Source organism: Suipraeoptans intestinalis (assembly GCF_034091795.1).
Classification (GTDB): domain Bacteria; phylum Bacillota; class Clostridia; order Lachnospirales; family Lachnospiraceae; genus Suipraeoptans; species Suipraeoptans intestinalis.
The window spans coordinates 35572-53014 of sequence record NZ_JAXFXH010000022.1 but is presented as its reverse complement, the minus strand read 5'-3'; the positions used below and the strand labels follow the sequence as shown (position 1 = coordinate 53014).

15 protein-coding genes and 1 tRNA gene are annotated in these 17443 nt (G+C 48.4%); 14 read left to right on the top strand and 2 right to left on the bottom strand.

Annotated elements, in window-relative coordinates:
• Window positions 1-281 precede the first annotated feature (281 nt).
• The 6 genes from SOW26_RS07970 (at window position 282) to SOW26_RS07945 (ending at window position 5015) form a co-directional block, all read left to right on the top strand.
• On the top strand, window positions 282-911 hold the full coding sequence (locus SOW26_RS07970; protein WP_418896398.1) for an ATP-binding cassette domain-containing protein: 630 nt from the start codon (window positions 282-284) through the stop codon (window positions 909-911).
• On the top strand, window positions 908-1678 hold the full coding sequence (locus tag SOW26_RS07965) for an ABC transporter permease subunit (RefSeq protein WP_276958602.1): 771 nt from the start codon (window positions 908-910) through the stop codon (window positions 1676-1678). Before SOW26_RS07970 ends, SOW26_RS07965 begins: the two co-directional genes overlap by 4 nt.
• A 119-nt stretch (window positions 1679-1797) precedes the next feature.
• The gene (locus tag SOW26_RS07960; protein WP_276958601.1) at window positions 1798-2427 is read left to right on the top strand and encodes an ECF transporter S component; all 630 of its coding nucleotides are present in this window, start codon (window positions 1798-1800) and stop codon (window positions 2425-2427) included.
• A gap of 212 nt (window positions 2428-2639) precedes the next feature.
• Window positions 2640-2710: transfer RNA gene (locus SOW26_RS07955), tRNA-Trp, on the top strand.
• A 224-nt stretch (window positions 2711-2934) separates the two neighbouring features.
• The gene (gene asnB, locus SOW26_RS07950) at window positions 2935-4788 is read left to right on the top strand and encodes an asparagine synthase (glutamine-hydrolyzing) (protein WP_320652198.1); all 1854 of its coding nucleotides are present in this window, start codon (window positions 2935-2937) and stop codon (window positions 4786-4788) included.
• 77 nt (window positions 4789-4865) lie between these two features.
• Window positions 4866-5015 (top strand): hypothetical protein, encoded by a 150-nt coding sequence (locus SOW26_RS07945; RefSeq protein ID WP_320652197.1) that lies wholly within the window; start codon window positions 4866-4868, stop codon window positions 5013-5015.
• Between the two features lie 104 nt (window positions 5016-5119).
• On the opposite strand, the gene SOW26_RS07940 is transcribed toward SOW26_RS07945, so the two are convergent.
• Together SOW26_RS07940 and SOW26_RS07935 are read right to left on the bottom strand one after the other, a co-directional pair.
• Window positions 5120-5476, bottom strand: coding sequence for a hypothetical protein (locus SOW26_RS07940; protein WP_320652196.1), 357 nt, complete (start codon window positions 5474-5476; stop codon window positions 5120-5122).
• A 14-nt stretch (window positions 5477-5490) separates the two neighbouring features.
• Window positions 5491-6066, bottom strand: coding sequence for a TetR/AcrR family transcriptional regulator C-terminal domain-containing protein (locus tag SOW26_RS07935; RefSeq protein ID WP_320652195.1), 576 nt, complete (start codon window positions 6064-6066; stop codon window positions 5491-5493).
• 191 nt (window positions 6067-6257) lie between these two features.
• Here SOW26_RS07935 and SOW26_RS07930 point away from each other — a divergent pair, with 191 nt between their 5' ends.
• From SOW26_RS07930 to SOW26_RS07895, 8 genes are all read left to right on the top strand, one after another.
• Complete coding sequence (locus SOW26_RS07930) at window positions 6258-8318, top strand: efflux RND transporter permease subunit (RefSeq protein WP_320652194.1); 2061 nt, start codon at window positions 6258-6260, stop codon at window positions 8316-8318.
• A gap of 5 nt (window positions 8319-8323) precedes the next feature.
• Window positions 8324-10288, top strand: coding sequence for a hypothetical protein (locus SOW26_RS07925; RefSeq protein WP_320652193.1), 1965 nt, complete (start codon window positions 8324-8326; stop codon window positions 10286-10288).
• A gap of 209 nt (window positions 10289-10497) precedes the next feature.
• Window positions 10498-11409 (top strand): DMT family transporter, encoded by a 912-nt coding sequence (locus tag SOW26_RS07920; protein WP_320652192.1) that lies wholly within the window; start codon window positions 10498-10500, stop codon window positions 11407-11409.
• The gene (locus tag SOW26_RS07915; protein ID WP_154476113.1) at window positions 11399-11851 is read left to right on the top strand and encodes a GNAT family N-acetyltransferase; all 453 of its coding nucleotides are present in this window, start codon (window positions 11399-11401) and stop codon (window positions 11849-11851) included. The genes SOW26_RS07920 and SOW26_RS07915 overlap by 11 nt, the downstream gene beginning before the upstream one ends.
• Window positions 11848-12300, top strand: coding sequence for a D-aminoacyl-tRNA deacylase (gene dtd, locus SOW26_RS07910; protein ID WP_276958561.1), 453 nt, complete (start codon window positions 11848-11850; stop codon window positions 12298-12300). The genes SOW26_RS07915 and dtd overlap by 4 nt, the downstream gene beginning before the upstream one ends.
• A gap of 490 nt (window positions 12301-12790) precedes the next feature.
• Complete coding sequence (locus SOW26_RS07905) at window positions 12791-13321, top strand: MarR family winged helix-turn-helix transcriptional regulator (protein WP_276958562.1); 531 nt, start codon at window positions 12791-12793, stop codon at window positions 13319-13321.
• A gap of 18 nt (window positions 13322-13339) precedes the next feature.
• Entirely contained in the window at window positions 13340-15595 is a 2256-nt protein-coding gene (locus tag SOW26_RS07900) for an ABC transporter ATP-binding protein (protein ID WP_320652191.1), read from the top strand.
• On the top strand, window positions 15596-17428 hold the full coding sequence (locus tag SOW26_RS07895; RefSeq protein ID WP_154476107.1) for an ABC transporter ATP-binding protein: 1833 nt from the start codon (window positions 15596-15598) through the stop codon (window positions 17426-17428).
• Window positions 17429-17443 lie beyond the last annotated feature (15 nt).

Here is a 17443-nt window from a genome sequence, read left to right as displayed (position 1 = left end):
TTGAGAGTTTCCTCGACGCTGCTGCGCACCAAATCTTTGAGATTGTTCTTTATCAGATCTTCATTGAGTTGTATAATATTATCAGACATAGCTATTGCCTCCTTGGTAGATTTTGTGTGGTAACTTAATTTTACCGACGGCAATAGACTATGTCTATTTTTATATGAAATTGAATTTGCGAAACTTATTATACGTTATCTGGAGAAAAGGTTGTTTACGGACAGACAGGAACAAACCGCTATATCGGTTATCTTCCCGATGTACCGGAGTTTTATCCGTTTATGACCGCCCGGGAATACCTTTTGTTCTGCGGTGAAATCACCGGGCTGAAAAAAACAGAGAAGGAGAAACGCTGTAAAGATCTGCTGGAGCTGGTGGGACTTGGCAGTGAAACACACCGCATAAAAGGGTTTTCAAGGGGAATGAAGCAGCGGCTGGGAATTGCACAGGCGTTGTTGAATCATCCGGCGCTGCTGATCTGTGATGAGCCTACTTCCGCCCTTGATCCTGTAGGCAGGAAAGAAATACTGGAGATTCTTCTTGCTGTAAGAAAGCGGACAACGGTTTTGTTTTCTACCCATATTTTATCGGACGTGGAGCGCATATGCACAGATGTAGCCTTTCTTCATAACGGATCCGTAAGTATTCAGGGGAAGCTTGCCGATGTTAAGGCAAAATACCGCAGGGAAGAGTATTCCTTAGAAATAAAAGAAGAAACAGATATAAATCTTTTGCAACAGTCTTTTCCCAATGTACGGAAAATCAGCAGCACCCGGTTATCTTTTTGCGAAAGGGATTACGCCGTGTTTGATATACTGCGCTTTATAGCAGAGAAACGTATCCTCCTTTTGAAATGGGAACGGATGGAACCAACCCTTGAATCTTTGTTTGTGGAGGTGATCGAAAAATGAAAGCGCTTCTGGCCTTTATAAAAAAAGAGTTAAAGGAACAGCTTCGTTCCGGCAGGCTGATCATTCTTGGCATCTTGTTTGTTCTGTTCGGCATTATGAATCCTGCCGTTGCAAAATTAACACCGTGGCTGCTTGAGATGTCGTCGGATTCTCTTGCGGAAATCGGTATGGCTGTTACAACTGTAACCGTAAGTGCTATGGATTCCTGGGGGCAGTTTTTTAGGAATATGCCAATAGCTCTTATTTCCTTTGTTCTTCTGGAAAGCAGTATCTTCACCAGAGAATACCAAACGGGTACGCTGGTGCTGTCTCTGACAAAAGGACTGGAACGCTACAAGGTGGTTGTTTCCAAAACGATCATGCTTGGTGCTCTTTGGACAGTCTGCTATTGGATCTGCTTTGGAATCACGTATGGATACAATGCATATTTCTGGGATAATTCCGTGGTGCGAAACATGATGCTTTCCGTGGTGTGCTGGTGGGAGTTCGGGATGTGGATCATTTCACTGATGATCGTATTTTCTACTGTTCTGGACGCCAACACAGGTGTGCTTGCTGCCACAGGCAGTATCGTCTTCGGATCATATTTGCTGGGGCTGCTACCTGGCGTAAAAAAATATTTGCCGATGCTGCTGATGGACGGAAATTCGTTGATCTATGGTACGACGGAAACAGAAACATACATCATACCGCTGATCATCACCGCGGCAATGAGTGTGATCTGCATTGCTGTCAGCATTCCCTTATTTAACAAAAAGCCGCTGTAATGTTCTTCAATTTTCTTCTTTTTCCATTCAAAATCTTTCTATCCTTTCCGGAAAGTGATATAATAAACCGACATTTGTATTGTATCTCAGAAGATGAGAATGATAACAAGGAGGAAAAAATGAAGAGAGAAAAGAAAGACACACGTTGGATGGCCGGTGTTGCACTTTTGGCGGCGATCATTATCTTGCTGGCGAATACGCCTCTGGGGATGATCCAGCTGCCTGTGATCAAGGCGACAACCGTACACATTCCGGTAATTTTGGGCGGTATTTTATTTGGGCCTCTGGCAGGAGGAATCCTGGGCGGGGTATTTGGGCTTTGCTCCCTGATCAGCAATACCATGGCACCTACTCTGGTATCCTTTGCGTTTTCCCCGTTTCTTAGTACCACGGGGCTGCCGGGAGCATGTAAGGCGATCTGGGTTTCCGTGGGCTGTCGGTGCCTGATCGGGATCGCGGCAGGATGGCTTTGGGTCTTGCTGTCCAGAACGAAGATCAGACAGGAGATCGCACTTCCGGTAATTGGGTTTGCAGGATCTATGGTCAATACCATTCTGGTAATGGGCAGCATTTACCTGCTGTTTGCCAAAGAGTATGCCAGTGTGCGGGAAGTAGGGATGAATGCGGTCTGGGGATTGATCCTGGGGACGATTGTCTCAGCAGGCATTCCGGAAGCGGCAGCGGCAGCGGTGCTGGTGCTGGCCATTGGAAAAGTTTTGCTGAAGGTGCGCAGAAACGTTTCAAAATAAGAGAAAGAATAAAGGATCGGGAAAAAGAGCCGATAGATATCATAAAAAAGAACCGTATTTTAAAAAGAGATCCGTCAGATGACAGTTAGACAGGATCAGGAAGATACAGTATTTGAAAGCAGAAAGCACAGGCCATAACAGACAGGCTTGGAGCAGAAGAATACTTGACAAGAAGTTGGCTGTGTGATATAAGTAATAGGTACGCAAGCCGTAGGGGATTGGTCAAGTGGTATGATAGGGGTCTCCAAAACCTTTGGCGGGGGTTCAATTCCCTCATCCCCTGTTTTGGAAAGATGCTGGAAATGCTGTGATGCATGACCAGTATTTTTTATTTCAGGAGAATCCTGCGAGGCAGGATTTTTTCTTAAACGATATGCTTATTCTGGAACAGAGCGTCCTGTTTCTTCTTTTAGAGGAAACAGAGGCGAAAAGACAGACGGCGAGAGCCGTCGAAAAATCCGTCCTGAGGACCGTCGGCAGGGCTCATAGGAGAATAAAGGAGAGAATATGTGCGGATTTGTTGGTTTTTTTGATGAGAGAGAAAAAAAAGAAGAAATTTTACAGAATATGATGGATCGTATTGTGCACAGAGGACCCGATATGGGAGGCATGTATCACGATGCAAAAGCGGCTTTGGGGTTTCGCAGACTGAGTATTCTGGATCTGTCGGAGGCCGGCTGCCAGCCCCTCTACAGTGAAGACGGGACAAAGGTGCTGGTATTTAACGGAGAAATTTACAATTACCTGGAGCTGCGGGAAGAGCTGAAGCAAAAAGGCTATCATTTTAAAAGCAATACGGACAGCGAAGTGCTGATCCACGGATACGTAGAGTACGGAGAAGAGATCGTACATAAGTTAAGAGGGATGTTTGCTTTTTGTATCTGGGACAAAGAAGAACAAAAGGCTTTTGGCGCCCGGGACATCTTCGGGATCAAGCCATACTATTTGTACGAATATACGGAGGCGCAAAAGCCCTGCCTCATGATCGCATCTGAGATCAAAAGCTTTTTGGAACATCCCGGATTTGAAAAAGAAGTCAATGAAAAGGCGCTGAAACCCTATCTGACATTTCAGTATTCCTCCCAGCCGGAGGAGACTTTTTTCAAAGGGGTAAAGCGGCTTCGTCCGGGACACTTTTTTACCTACAAGGACGGCGTGCTGTCTGTGGGGCAGTACTGGGAGGCTGATTTCAGAGACGAAAACAGAAGCCTGGAAGAAAATGTAAAAAGGATCCAGGAGGTAGTGGAGGATTCTGTCAAAGCGCACAGGCATTCGGATGTTCCGCTGGGATCCTTTCTTTCGGGAGGGATCGACTCCAGCTACATTACGGCGTGTCTCATGCCGGACAAGACGTTTTCCGTAGGGTTTGAGCAGGAAAGCTTTGATGAGACCACCATGGCAGAGGATCTGTCAAATATTCTGGGAATTGAAAACATCAAGCGGACCATCACCGGAGATGACTGTATGGGCAAGCTGGAGGAGATCCAGTATCATATGGATGAGCCCCAGTCCAATCCCTCCACACTGCCGCTGTATTTTCTGGCGAAGCTGGTAAAGGACAATGGCGTGACGGTAGTTCTTTCCGGAGAAGGGGCAGATGAGATCTTCGGTGGATATGAATGGTATGATATGGACCAGGGGCAGAGGCTCCTGAAAAAGTTCCCGGCCTTTTTGGTGCGGGGAGCCGCCAGGATGGCAAAGCACCTTCCTAATTTCAAGGGGAAGACGACTCTCCTTCGCGCAGGACTTCCGGTAGAAGAGACTTTCATCGGAGAAGCGCTGATCTTTGAAGAAAAAGAGGCAGAGCAGATTTTGACGGATGCATACCGGGGAGGGACTCCGGTAAAGGAGATCACCGATAAGGTCTATGCACTGGTGAAAGGAAAAGATGATGTCACCAAAAAACAGTTCCTGGATCTGAAACTGTTTATGGAAGGAGATATTCTGCAAAAGGCGGATAAGATGAGTATGGCGCACTCTCTGGAGCTTCGGGTTCCTTTCCTGGATAAAGAAGTGATGAAGGTGGCAGAGGGAATCGGAAGTGATCAGAAGATCGCTCATGGAACGACGAAGTTTGTGCTGCGGGAGGCTTCCAAGGGGAAGATTCCAAAAGAGTGGTATCAGAGAACCAAGAAGGGATTCCCGGTGCCCATCCGCATCTGGTTCACAGAGGAAAAGCACTACCACTACGCCAGAGAATACTTTGCTTCTGATTTTGCAGGGAAGTTTTTTAAACGGGAAGAAATCCTTCGCATTTTGGATGAACATTACAAAGGAAATGCCAATCATGCCAGAAAGATCTACACCGTGCTGGTGTTCCTGGTGTGGTACAAGCGTTACTTTATAGAAGAGAGCGCATAAGAATAGAAAAGAATACATAAAAGCGCGAAGAAGACAGAGGATAGTTACGGTACCCAAAGAACGGAAAGAAGCAGAAGATGGTACACGGCATCGGCTGGAGAGAGCGGAGAGAAACCGACTGGAAGATGATGCATCGTATACAGGGAATGGCGGACTGTCTGATAGAAAACAAAAGAAAGAAATCTGTAAAGAAAAGGGATCCTATCTGTATGGAGATACAGGTGTGATCCCTTTTCTGTGTGTTGCAGAGGCAGATGGCGCCGGCTGGCGAGATCCGAACCGGGCATAAAACAGGGTCGGGCACAGCAGGCTTTGAGCCTTTCTTTGTAAATTACCGGACGGTTTCCTGGCCATAATCCTCCCAGGCTGTCTGAAATTTTTCAAACTGCCGGGTCAGAAGTTCCAGATCGGAAGGAGACAGGCGCGCCAGGAGCTCCTCCATATCCCTTCGGATCTTGTCCGGATTGTACGGGACTTCCAGGGCAAACTCACACATGGCTCTTAGCTTGAGAAAATAATAGGCGGCCTCCGGATGCTCCTGGCTGTCCAGATTCATGTGGAACATGAAATGGCAGTCGCTGGCTTCCTGATCCGTACAGGGAGAGCAGATCCATTTCCCCAGGTAATAGTAGGACGGTCCGATCTGGTATAAAAATCCCGGATGAGATAAAAGTTTTTCAAGCAACATCTGATATACCCTCCTTATAACAGTGCTTCGGCACGCTTTAAAGCCGCCTGGATAGAGTCCTCATTGGTCAGTACGAGAAACTGGATCAGCCGCCCGGGAGACTCCTTCATACCATTTTCAAACCAGGTAAGGATCGCGCTTACAATGGCATCGGCGTAGTAGCAGGCTAAAAATTCCTTGTATTCTTCCGGGACAGAAAGATCCTGAGAATGCTGTCGGATAAAGGAATAAAAAAGATGGGCCACATCCTTGTGCAGCAGGAGTCTCAGATGGTCGCGCCCCATGCTTTGCAGAAGCCCCCGGCAGATCTGCGCATTATCGGACAGAAACTGCAGGACAAAGGTCAGCGCCCCCTTCGGATCGTCATGCAGCGTATAGTCCTTGATGGTTCGGATGGCTTCTTCTTTGAAGATCCATTCGATCAGATCATAGACATCCCGGAAATGGTAGTAAAAAGTCTTGCGGTTGATTCCGCAGGTATCGGAAATATCACTGATGGTAATGCGCTCCAGAGGCTTTGTACGAAGCAGGCTTTTCAGTGATTCAGCGATCAGCTTTTTCGTCTGCAGGGAAGAAACATTTTGCTTCATAGGCGGAAAATCCTCTCTCAAATGAAATATATCCCTATTTTAAAGGGGAAAAGGGGAAATTACAAGAAAAGCCCTGATTTTTTTGCCACAAAATGACGGGTTTGTCCAAAAATAGGACAAATCCGGGAAATTGTCCATTGAAAAAGCAGGGGAGGACTTCTAGGATAGAGCAGTAATGGAGGGAGGCAGCAATGAAAAGATATACGAATGTAATTATGAAATACAGGAAAACAGTGATCGCCGTTTTTGTGATCTGTACGGCGATTTCCGTTTTCCTATCCGGGAAGGTAGGGGTGAATTATAAATTTGCAGATTACCTTCCGGACGATGCACCGTCTACAAAGTCGCTGGATGTGATGGAGTCAGAGTATACACAGGCAGTTCCCAATATGCGTGTGATGATCAGGGATGTTTCAGTGGCCAAAGCATTGTCCTACAAGGAAAAAATAGAACAGGTAGACGGAGTGGAGGCAGTGGAGTGGCTGGATGATGCAGTGGATATAGAACAACCCATGGAGGTACTGGATCAGGATACGGTTCAGGAATGGTACAAGGATGAAAACGCATTGTTTCAGGTCACGGTGGATGAATCCAAAGGACTCGGTGCAGTACAGGGGATCCGTAAGGTGATCGGGGACAAGAATTACATGGAAGGAGAAGCGGTAACAGATGCACTGGCTCCGGTACAGACCTCGAAGGAGATCGCAAAGATCATGCTTTATGCAGTTCCGCTGATTTTTGTTATTTTGCTGATCACGACGACCTCCTGGTATGAGCCGGTGCTGTTTCTGGTTACGCTGGGAATGGCGATTTTGATCAACCGGGGAACCAATCTGATGTTTGGAACCATTTCTTTCGTGACCAATGCGGCAGGAAGTATCCTGCAGCTGGCAGTGTCCATGGATTATGCCGTATTTCTTCTGCATCGTTTCGGAGAAAACAGGGAGAACGGAGAAGATGTGGAATCGGCCATGAAGCATGCAGTCCGGCAGTCGGCAGGCTCCATTTTATCCAGCGGGCTGACTACGGTGACCGGTTTTGCAGCCCTCATCTTCATGCGGTTTAAGATCGGACCGGACATGGGATGGGTGATGGCAAAGGCGATCGTCATCAGCCTGGCCAGTGTGCTGGTTTTGCTTCCGGCACTGGCAACCAATACATACAAACTGATCGACAAGACACATCACAAGCCACTGATCCCTCCTCTGGATCGGTTTTCCAAAAAGGTGCAGAATCTGGGAAAGGTGGCTGCGATCCTGTTTTTGATCCTGGTTATCCCGTGTTTTCTGATGCAGGGGAGAAACACATTTGTATTCGGCTCCGCAAAAATCTACAGCACCAACAAGACACAGATGGGAAGAGATATCCAGGCCATTGAAAAAGAATATGGGACATCTAACGTAGTGGCAGTTTTGGTGCCGAAAGGAGATGTAAAAAAAGAAAAGGAGCTTAGTCAGACATTTCATCAAATGCCGAAGGTGACCAGTGTCATTTCCTATGTGGATACGGTGGGAGAATCCATTCCGACAGAGTTTGTGCCAAAAGAGCAGGCGGCGAAGCTGTATTCCTCAAAATACAGCAGATTCATCCTTCATCTGGACACAGAAGAGGGGGAGGCAGACTGGGAGCAAACGGTGGGAAGCGTGCGAAAGGCGGCTGAATCCTATTATGGAAAGGATGTGGAGTATGCAGGCAGCCTCGTAAGTACGGAAGATCTAAAAAGCACCATCACACAGGACAATGAAAAGGTAACGGCTATGGCAGTCGTGTTTGTGTTTGTGATCTTGCTGGTAAATTTTAAATCTGCCAGCATCCCGGTGCTTCTGACGCTGGTGATCGAGGCGGCGTTTTGGATCAATATGAGTATCCCTTACTTAACCGGAAGACCTCAGTACTACATTGCGTATCTGATCGTCAGCTCGGTGCAGCTGGGAGCCACCATTGATTATGGGATTCTGTTTACAGACCGTTACTGCGAAAACAGAAAAACTATGAGGCAAACAGAAGCGGCAAGAAAGGTAATCCAGACCGGCACGGTTTCTGTTATGACTTCCGGACTGATCCTGACTTTCGTAGGGCTGATCCTGGGAAACTTTTCTTCCAATCAGGTACTGAGCCAGCTTGGGATCCTGATCGGCCGGGGAGCAGCCATCTCCATGGTACTGGTGATCCTCGTGCTTCCGCAGTTACTGATCACATGCGATAAGTTTATTCAGAAAACATCATTCGACAAACAATTTGTAAAGGAGTAAGAACTATGAAACAGGTATGGAAAAAAACGATGGCCGTTTTCGTATCGGCAGGATTGCTGCTGGGAAATGGAGCGTCCGTTCTGGCGCAGGAGAAACCTGTAGACAAGGAAGAAAATGTGTACGCCAACCTGAAAGCAGACGGGAGTGTATCGGGAGTCTATGTGGTCAACGGCTATCAGTTGGACCAAAAAGAGACCATCACAGATTATGGAGAGTATGAAGCTGTAAAAAACCTGTCTTCTGATACGAAGATAGAACAGAAGGAAGACAGAATAACTGTGGAGGGAGAAAAAGGGAAATTTTATTACCAGGGGAACTTAAAAGAAAAAGAACTTCCCTGGGAGGTAAGCATCCAGTATGTTTTGGAAGGAAAGGAGGTTTCCGCCAAAGAGATCGCAGGAAAGTCGGGAGAGACAGAAATCCATATCCAGACCAAAGCGGTGGAAACATACAGTGATTTTACAGAAAATTATCTGCTTCAGATCACGGCCACATTGTCGGGAAAGCATTTTAGTGATGTGCAGGCAGAAGGAGCCATGCAGGCAAATGTTTCGGGAGAGAAACAGCTGACCTACACAGTGATCCCGGGGCAGGATGCGGATATAGAGATCCGGGGAAAAGCTACGGATTTTGAGATGGACAGTATCGTTTTGAAAGCGGTTCCTCTGTCTTTTGACGTGAAAGAAGAGCAGATGGATACCGGTGTTTTAAAAGAAAAAGAGAATGCATTTTTAAACGGGGTGGAGCAGTTGAATGCCGGAAGCCATCAGCTGGCAGCGGGGATTTCCGGACTGACCGGGGGAGGAACGGCATTGTCCCGGGGACTGGAACAGCTGGGAGACGGAGCAGATATCCTGGACGTAGGAGCGGCTGCGCTGGCAAAGGGAAGCAGTGACCTGAAAGAAGGGGCAAAAAACTGGCAGTCCGGGTTGGCGCAGGTGGCAGGAAATTCACAGCAGATGCAAAAAGCATCGGCGCAGATCGCAGCCGGACTGACAAAACTGGAGCAACAGCTGAATGGTCAGGGAGGAGAAGAACTGCAACTGACAGAAGCAATAGGGGCAGTGGGACAGCTGACGGAACAGTTTGGAACGCTGGTGCAGGCGTCGGCACAACTGGGGCAGGGGATTTCCAATGCATACAACACCGGTCTGGAACTGGAAGGCGCAAGGACAGCACAGGACGGGCTGGCTGGCCAGTCCATCGCGGCAAATGAAGCGGCTGTAGCGCAGCTGGCACAACTGGAGGATTCCCCGGAAAAGACGGCGGCGATCCAGGCCCTGACCAACAGCAGTGCAGTCCTGGGAGGCTATCAGACCCTGGGAGCAGGATACGGGCAACTGGTGGCAGGACTGGGGCAGCTAAGTGCAGGGTATCAGGGAGAAAACGGGATTCAGAAAGGTCTGGAGCAAACACAGCAGGCCCTGCAGACCATGAATCAGAAGATACAGACGTTAGGATCGACGCAGGAGAAGCTTGCAGCGCTTCGCCAGGGCGTGCATCAACTGTACGCAGCCTACTGTGAAGGCAATCAGGAGACGCCGTCTTTCCATCAGGCAGTGATACAGTATACCGACGGAACGGACGCCCTTTACCAGAGCTATTCTCATCAGCTGTATCCGGGGATAGAGTCGGTTGCCGGAGGCATGGAGACGCTGGATCAGGGCGCCGGAAGTCTGAAGGCAGCCACATGGGCTTTGCGGGATGGCAGCCGGACACTTTTAAACGGACTTGGAAGTGCAGAAAGCGGAGCGACCGCTTTGCAGGAGGGAACCGCCGCCCTGCAGGGGGAAAGCAACAGCGCTTTAGCGGAAGCAAAATCAAAACTGGAGGAGATAAAGAACAAACTGACAGGAGAGGGATTTACGCCCCGGTCCTTTGTTTCAGAAAAGAACACCCATGTGAAAGCGGTGCAGTTTGTGGCAAAGACGGAAGCGATCGGAAAGACAAAAGAAAAAGACGGAAAATAAAAAGACGGAAAATAGTCGAAAGGTAAACGGATCAGGGAAAACCAAAGGGCGCAAAAAACAAAAAAAGCAGGAAACTGAAAGATTAGATCCGGATTGACCGGATAAGAAAAGTACAGGAAGAAAAACAAATTTTATAAGAGAGATGATTCTCCCGACGGATTGTGATATAATGCAAATGTTTATGTTACAACAGGTTGGGAGAATTGTTTATGAAAATGAAAAATGCAGTGCTGTTATTGCTGACATCATTTATATGGGGAACGGCTTTTGTGGCTCAGAGTCTTGGCATGGACTATATGGGTCCCTTTGTGTTTAACGGGCTTCGCAACATCATAGCAGGAGTGGCCCTGCTTCCTGTCATCTGGCTGCTTCCCCGGATTCTGAAGGAAGAAAAGAAAAAGGCGTCTGAAAAATCTGGAAAGGATCTGGTGCTGGGAGGACTGCTTTGCGGGCTGTGCCTGTTTGCGGGAAGCAGTCTGCAGCAGGTGGGGATTCAGTATACAACGGTAGGAAAGGCGGGGTTTATTGTAACCTTTTATATTGTACTGGTACCTCTTTTTGGGATTTTTCTTGGGAAAAAGATGGGCTGGAAGATCTGGATGTCTGTGGGGATTGCACTGGCAGGCCTGTATTTCCTGTGCCTGACAGAGACTCTCACCATTGGCTTTGGAGAGTTTCTGACGTTTCTTAGCGCCGTTGTATTTTCTTTCCACATCCTTGTGGTGGATCATTTTGCACCAAAGGTGGACGGCACCAAACTGGCCTGCGTCCAGTTCTTTTTCTGCGGACTGATCTGTGTCATCCCTTCTGTTTTGTTTGAGTCCTTTCAGCTTTCCCTGTTAAAGGAGGGACTGATTCCGCTGCTGTATGCGGCGATCCTGTCCAGCGGAGTGGGCTTTACGCTACAGATCGTAGGACAAAAGGACATGAATCCGGCAATCGCATCTTTGATCCTGAGTCTGGAAGCCACCTTTTCCGTACTGGCAGGCTGGGTGATCCTGGGAGAGCGACTGACAGCCAGGGAGAAGCTGGGGTGCCTGCTGATGTTTGGAGCCATCCTGCTGGTTCAGTTGCCGGAACCCAAAAAAGTATTGAGACAGGAGGAACAATATGATTCGTGAAGTGCAGGAAAAAGATTATGAGATATACATGGAACTGACGAAGGAGTTTTATGAGTCGGACGCAGTCCTGCATCCGATACCGGAAAGCCACCGAAAGGCTGCCTGGGAAGAAGTGATGCGGTCGAAGGATTATGTACAGGCGTATATTCTGGAAGAAAAGGAAGAGCCGGTAGGATATGGTCTGGTAAGCAAGACCTTTTCCCAGGAAGCAGGCGGGATGGTCATCTGGGTAGAAGAACTGTATATCCGCAGCGCCTACAGAGGTCTGGGATTGGGGAAACAGTTTTTTTCTTTCGTGGAAAGAGAATTTTCCTCCATGGTTTCCAGGCTGCGGCTGGAAGTAGAGCCGGAGAATCAGCGGGCGAAGGAACTCTATGAGAAGATCGGGTATGAGATTTTGGACTATGTTCAGATGGTGAAAGAAAGGAATGCAGAAAGATGAAATTTGTGATACAAAGAGTGGCGGAAAGTTCGGTGGCAGTGGACGGCAAGGTGATCGGCCAGATCGGAAAAGGCTATATGGTTCTGGTGGGAGTAAGCAATGAGGATACCAGAGAGATCGCAGACAAGATGATCAAAAAAATGGTGGGACTACGGATTTTTGAAGATGAAGAAGGAAAGACAAATCTTTCTTTGGAACAGGTGGGCGGAGAGCTTTTGCTGATCTCCCAGTTCACACTGTATGCCAATTGCAAAAAAGGGAACCGGCCCAGCTTTATTGAGGCGGGTGCTCCGCAAATGGCGGAAGAAATGTACGAGTATATCATAGAACAGTGCAAAACCATGGTTCCTGTGGTGGAAAGAGGGCAGTTTGGGGCAGACATGAAGGTCAGCCTGGTAAATGACGGTCCCTTTACCATCGTTCTGGAATCCGATACATTGTTCGGATAGCAGGATATTTGAAGAAGCACCGGGGGGTGTAAAGAAGAGTGCGTACCCGGAGACGGGCAGGCAGGAAAACGATGACTTTGAGAAGGGAAAAGACAGTAAAAAATCAGAGCAGAAGCAAAGAAAGATGGATGGGAAGGTCCATCTTTTTTGTTGCATGGAAAAATTCTGTGAAATCAAAGAGGTCCTGCCAGAACCGTACTGCCTTGATATGGAATCTACTTCTGAAGAGATATCCGGAAAAAAACGGCCCGGAACAATCGACCGAAACAAGCGGCATAAATTTCTCTTGACTTTCAGGTAGATTAGGAATATCATATCCGTTAGCTATCTAATTGTTAGACGACTAATTATATGGATGGACGACGGGAATTTTTGGCGTCAACTGCCAACAGAAAACCGGGGCGGCTGATAACAGGCGAAGCCGGACGAAAGAAAAAGATGAAAAGAATAGAGAAAAGATGTAAGGCCAAAATGGAAAGGAGAAAAGGCGGTGCGAGAAGAAAGAGATTCGATATTTATGTTGTTTCATCAGATCCACAACCTGGCAAAATATTACGGAATGCAGGAATTGAAATCTGTCCGGTTAAATCCGGGACAGGCGGGGATCCTGTGTGTATTGCAGAAAGAAGAAGGAATTTCCCAAAAGGATCTTTCCAAAAGGCTGGGAATCACGGCGCCGTCGGTAACAGTAGCCTTGAAGAAGCTGGAAACGGCAGGCTACATCACGAAGGAGGGAGATGGAGAAGACTTAAGGATCACCAGGATCCTCCTCAGTGAAAAAGGGAGAGAGCAGGCGAAGCTTTTGAAAAACGCAAACAAAAAGATAGAAGACGCTATTTGCAAAGGGATCCTGCCGCAGGACAAGGAGCTGCTGCAAAATATGCTGATCCGGATCCGCAGAAATCTGATGGAAACAAAAGAGTTTCAGGGGATGAGTGTGGAATCGGTCATGTATCACGTACAGGGAGACGCCGGCTGCCGGGGGTGTGGACCGGCAGAGGGCAGGAGCCATCAAAAATAGAACACAGGAGATGATAAAGTGAGTAAATTATTAAGATTTTTAAGACCCTATGCGGCGGCGGTGCTGGGGATCCTGGCGGCTTTGACCATACAGGCGATGACAGAGCTGGCGCTTCCTACCTATACATCGGATATTGTTAATGTAGGGATCCAGCAAAGCGGAGTAGAAGAGGAAGTACCGTATTATCTGACAGAGGAGGCCTATCAGAAGTTGCTGCTGTTTACAGAGGCAGACCAGAGGCAGCTGGTGGAAACCTCCTACAAAAAAAGCACCCGTTCTTTTTCTTATGACAAGGAAGTGATGGAGCTAAAGGCTTCTGTCAAAAACAGCGATACTAAAAAACAACAGCTGAAAAAAGCCATGGAGGTACCGATGCTCCTGTCTCTGGCTGCCGAAAGTAAACAGGCACAGAAGGCGGGACTACAGGCAGAGCAGGATCAGGTGACCGAAGGCGGGCAGGTCGGGCAGGCGCAGATGAACGAAGCTGACCAGACCGGGGAAGGAGCGTCGGCGGAAAATCTCCAGATGGCACAAAAGCTGCAGGAGCAGATCCGACAGGCAAAAGAAAAAATAAAGGCAATGCCGGAATCTATCACAAAACAGTCCGTTGCGCAATTTATCAAAAAGAACTACGAAACCATCGGGATCGATGTGGGAGAAAAGAGTACCTCCTATATTCTGAAAACGGGAAGAAAGATGCTACTTTTGGCAGGCGTTGGAATGACAGCCAGCATCCTGGCCGGATTTGCGGCTTCCCGGGTGGCGGCGGGAGTAGGACAGCGCCTAAGGAGCAACGTGTTCCAGAAAGTGGTCAGTTTTTCCGGGGCGGAAATGAACCGGTTTTCTACCGCCTCTTTGATCACCAGGAGTACCAACGACATCAATCAGATCCAGACGCTGCTGGTAATGTTTTTAAGGCTGGTGCTGTATGCGCCGGTTCTGGCGCTGGGAGGCGTATGGAAGGTGATCCACACAGATGTGGGGATGTCCTGGATCATCGGGCTTGGCGTGGGCGCCATTTTGTTGGTGGTGCTTGTTTTGTTTTCCATGGTGATCCCCCGCTTTAAGCTGGTGCAAAAACAGATCGACCGACTGAATCTGGTCAGCAGGGAGATCCTGACGGGACTTCAGGTGATCCGGGTATTTGGAAACGAGTCCTACGAGGAAAAAAGATTTGATGCAGCCAACAAAGATATGACAAAGACCTTTCTGTTTATCAACCGGGCGATGACCTTTATGATGCCTATCATGATGTTGATCATGAATCTGATCACTTTGCTGATCGTGTGGGTGGGTGGCCACGGGATCGAGGACGGAACCATGCAGGTGGGGGATATGATGGCATTTATTCAATATACCATGCAGATCATCATCTCTTTCCTGATGCTGTGTATGGTGTCTGTGATGCTTCCAAGAGCGGCTGTTTCGGCGGAACGTGTGGATGAAGTCTTAAGAAGTGAGAATCAGATCGTGGACAAAAAGGAAGTAAAGCCATTTGCCTCCGACAGGAAAGGAGAAGTACGTTTTGAAAATGTATCCTTCCGTTATCCGGGAGCAGAAGAAGACGTGCTAAGTCAGATCAGCTTCGTGGCAAAAAAAGGAGAAACGACGGCCTTTATCGGAAGCACCGGAAGCGGAAAATCCACTCTGGTCAATCTGATCCCAAGGTTCTATGACGTAACGGAAGGAAGGATCCTGGTGGACGGAGAGGATGTCCGGGACGTATCGCAAAAGGAGTTGCGGGACAGGATCGGCTATGTTCCGCAGAAGGGAGTGCTGTTTTCCGGTACGATAGCTTCCAATATCCTGTACGGACAGACGGAGAAGAAGGAAGAACGGATGAAGGCAGCGGCAAGGACAGCCCAGGCGACAGAGTTTATTGAAGAGCAAGAAAACGGATACGAAAGAGAGATCTCCCAGGGGGGAGGCAATGTATCCGGAGGGCAGAAGCAGAGACTGTCGATCGCCCGGGCGATCGCAAAGCAGCCGGAGATCTATATTTTTGACGACAGCTTCTCCGCATTGGACTATAAAACAGATCAGGCACTGCGCCGTGCCCTGAAAAAGGATACCAAGGACAGCACCGTACTGCTCGTTGCACAAAGGATCAGCACCATTTTGCAGGCGGACCAGATCATTGTGCTGGAAGACGGGCAGATGGTGGGGAAGGGAACCCATGAGGAGCTGCTGAAAAACTGTGAAACCTATTATCAGATCGCAGTATCACAGCTGTCTGAGGAAGAACTTTCCAAAGCAGGAAGGGAGGCGAGGTAGATGTCCAGAAGAAAGACCATGGGCGATGAACCAGTGATGGAAAAAGCGAAAGATTTCAGCGGAGCCATGAAAAAACTGGCCGCCTATTTTGGAGAATTTAAGATACAGATCGTCTTTGTGGTTCTGTTTGCCATCGGGAGCACCGTTTTTGGGATCGTAGGCCCCAAGATACTGGGAAAAGCGACGACGGAATTGTTTCAGGGGCTGGTAAAGAAAATAGCGGGAGAGGGTGGGATCGATTTTGAAAAAATCGCTCAGATCCTGACCGGACTGTTTATCTTGTACGGCGTTAGTGCGGCCATGACGTTTATTCAGGGAATCCTGGTCACGGGAATCGCACAAAAAATGACCTATCGCCTAAGAAGAGAGATGTCGGAAAAGATCCATCGTCTGCCTATGAATTATTTTGACCGGCAGCCGCATGGAGAGGTGCTGTCCAGGATCACAAATGATGTGGATACCTTAAGCCAGAGCCTGAATCAGAGTGCCTCTCAGATCATCAGTGCGGTAGCTACGATCCTGGGAGTGCTGATCATGATGCTGAGTATCAGCCCGCTGATGACGGTGGTCTCTCTTTCCGTTCTGATCTTCTCCATGATCATCGTGTCGCTGGTAGTGGGACGCTCCCAGAAATATTTCGCCCAGCAGCAGACGCATCTGGGAGTGATCAATGGACAGATCGAGGAGATCTACGGCGGGCAGGTGATTGTAAAGGCCTTTAACCAGGAAAAAAGAGTGCTGGAGCAGTTTGAAAAGGAGAATGCCACTTTGTACCGGTCAGCCTGGAAATCCCAGTTTTTTTCGGGGATGATGATGCCGATCATGCAGTTTGTGGGAAATCTTGGCTATGTAGCGGTGGTGATCCTGGGAGGTTACCTGGCGATCAAAAAGACGATCCAGGTGGGAGATATCCAGTCGTTTATCCAGTATGTCCGGCAGTTTACCATGCCGATCCAGCAGGTGGCGCAGGCGGCTACCATGATCCAGTCTACAGCTGCCTCGGCAGAGAGGATATTTGAATTTCTGGAAGAAGAGGAAGAAACAGAAACCGCTTCTTTGACGGTCGGTTCCAAGACGGAACCGGAGAGAGAAGGAGAAGGCGCGGTGACTTTTGAACATGTCAGCTTTGGTTATGTGGAAGGACAGGAGATCATTCATGATTTCAGCGTGAAGATCCGGCCGGGACAGAAGGTGGCCATCGTAGGCCCGACCGGAGCGGGAAAAACCACAATGGTAAAGCTTTTGATGCGTTTCTACGACGTGACAGGCGGACGGATTTTGGTGGACGGAAAGGATATCCGGGAAATGCCGAGACAGGAGCTGCGGCAAAGATTTGGCATGGTGCTGCAGGATACATGGCTGTTCCGGGGGAAGATCGAAGAGAATATCCGTTATGGAAAGCTGAACGCTTCTCACGAGGAAGTGGCAGAGGCGGCAAAAGCGGCACACGTTCACCGCTTTGTAAAGACACTGCCCGGAGGCTATGACATGGAATTGAATGAAGAGGCCAACAATGTATCTCAGGGGCAGAAACAGTTGATGACGATTGCCAGGGCGATCCTGGCAGACCCCAGGATCCTGATCCTGGACGAAGCGACCAGCTCGGTGGATACCAGGACGGAAGTGCAGATTCAAAAGGCAATGGCCAATCTTATGAAAGGAAGGACCAGCTTTGTGATCGCTCACCGGCTTTCCACTATAAGGGATGCGGACCTGATCCTTGTGATGAAGGACGGAGATATTGTGGAACAGGGAGATCATACACAGCTTTTGGAGCAAAATGGCTTCTATGCACAGCTGTATCAGTCGCAGTTCCACGAATCTATCGCATAAGGAACAAGATAGAAC

What these genes read in the sequence shown, in the direction of transcription:
- SOW26_RS07970 (WP_418896398.1), top strand. Translation starts at nt 282, where the DNA reads ATGACCGCCCGGGAATACCTTTTGTTCTGCGGTGAAATCACCGGGCTG.
- SOW26_RS07965 (WP_276958602.1), top strand. Translation starts at nt 908, where the DNA reads ATGAAAGCGCTTCTGGCCTTTATAAAAAAAGAGTTAAAGGAACAGCTT.
- SOW26_RS07960 (WP_276958601.1), top strand. Translation starts at nt 1,798, where the DNA reads ATGAAGAGAGAAAAGAAAGACACACGTTGGATGGCCGGTGTTGCACTT.
- asnB (WP_320652198.1), top strand. Translation starts at nt 2,935, where the DNA reads ATGTGCGGATTTGTTGGTTTTTTTGATGAGAGAGAAAAAAAAGAAGAA.
- SOW26_RS07945 (WP_320652197.1), top strand. Translation starts at nt 4,866, where the DNA reads ATGGTACACGGCATCGGCTGGAGAGAGCGGAGAGAAACCGACTGGAAG.
- SOW26_RS07940 (WP_320652196.1), bottom strand. Translation starts at nt 5,476, where the DNA reads ATGTTGCTTGAAAAACTTTTATCTCATCCGGGATTTTTATACCAGATC.
- SOW26_RS07935 (WP_320652195.1), bottom strand. Translation starts at nt 6,066, where the DNA reads ATGAAGCAAAATGTTTCTTCCCTGCAGACGAAAAAGCTGATCGCTGAA.
- SOW26_RS07930 (WP_320652194.1), top strand. Translation starts at nt 6,258, where the DNA reads ATGAAAAGATATACGAATGTAATTATGAAATACAGGAAAACAGTGATC.
- SOW26_RS07925 (WP_320652193.1), top strand. Translation starts at nt 8,324, where the DNA reads ATGAAACAGGTATGGAAAAAAACGATGGCCGTTTTCGTATCGGCAGGA.
- SOW26_RS07920 (WP_320652192.1), top strand. Translation starts at nt 10,498, where the DNA reads ATGAAAATGAAAAATGCAGTGCTGTTATTGCTGACATCATTTATATGG.
- SOW26_RS07915 (WP_154476113.1), top strand. Translation starts at nt 11,399, where the DNA reads ATGATTCGTGAAGTGCAGGAAAAAGATTATGAGATATACATGGAACTG.
- dtd (WP_276958561.1), top strand. Translation starts at nt 11,848, where the DNA reads ATGAAATTTGTGATACAAAGAGTGGCGGAAAGTTCGGTGGCAGTGGAC.
- SOW26_RS07895 (WP_154476107.1), top strand. Translation starts at nt 15,596, where the DNA reads ATGTCCAGAAGAAAGACCATGGGCGATGAACCAGTGATGGAAAAAGCG.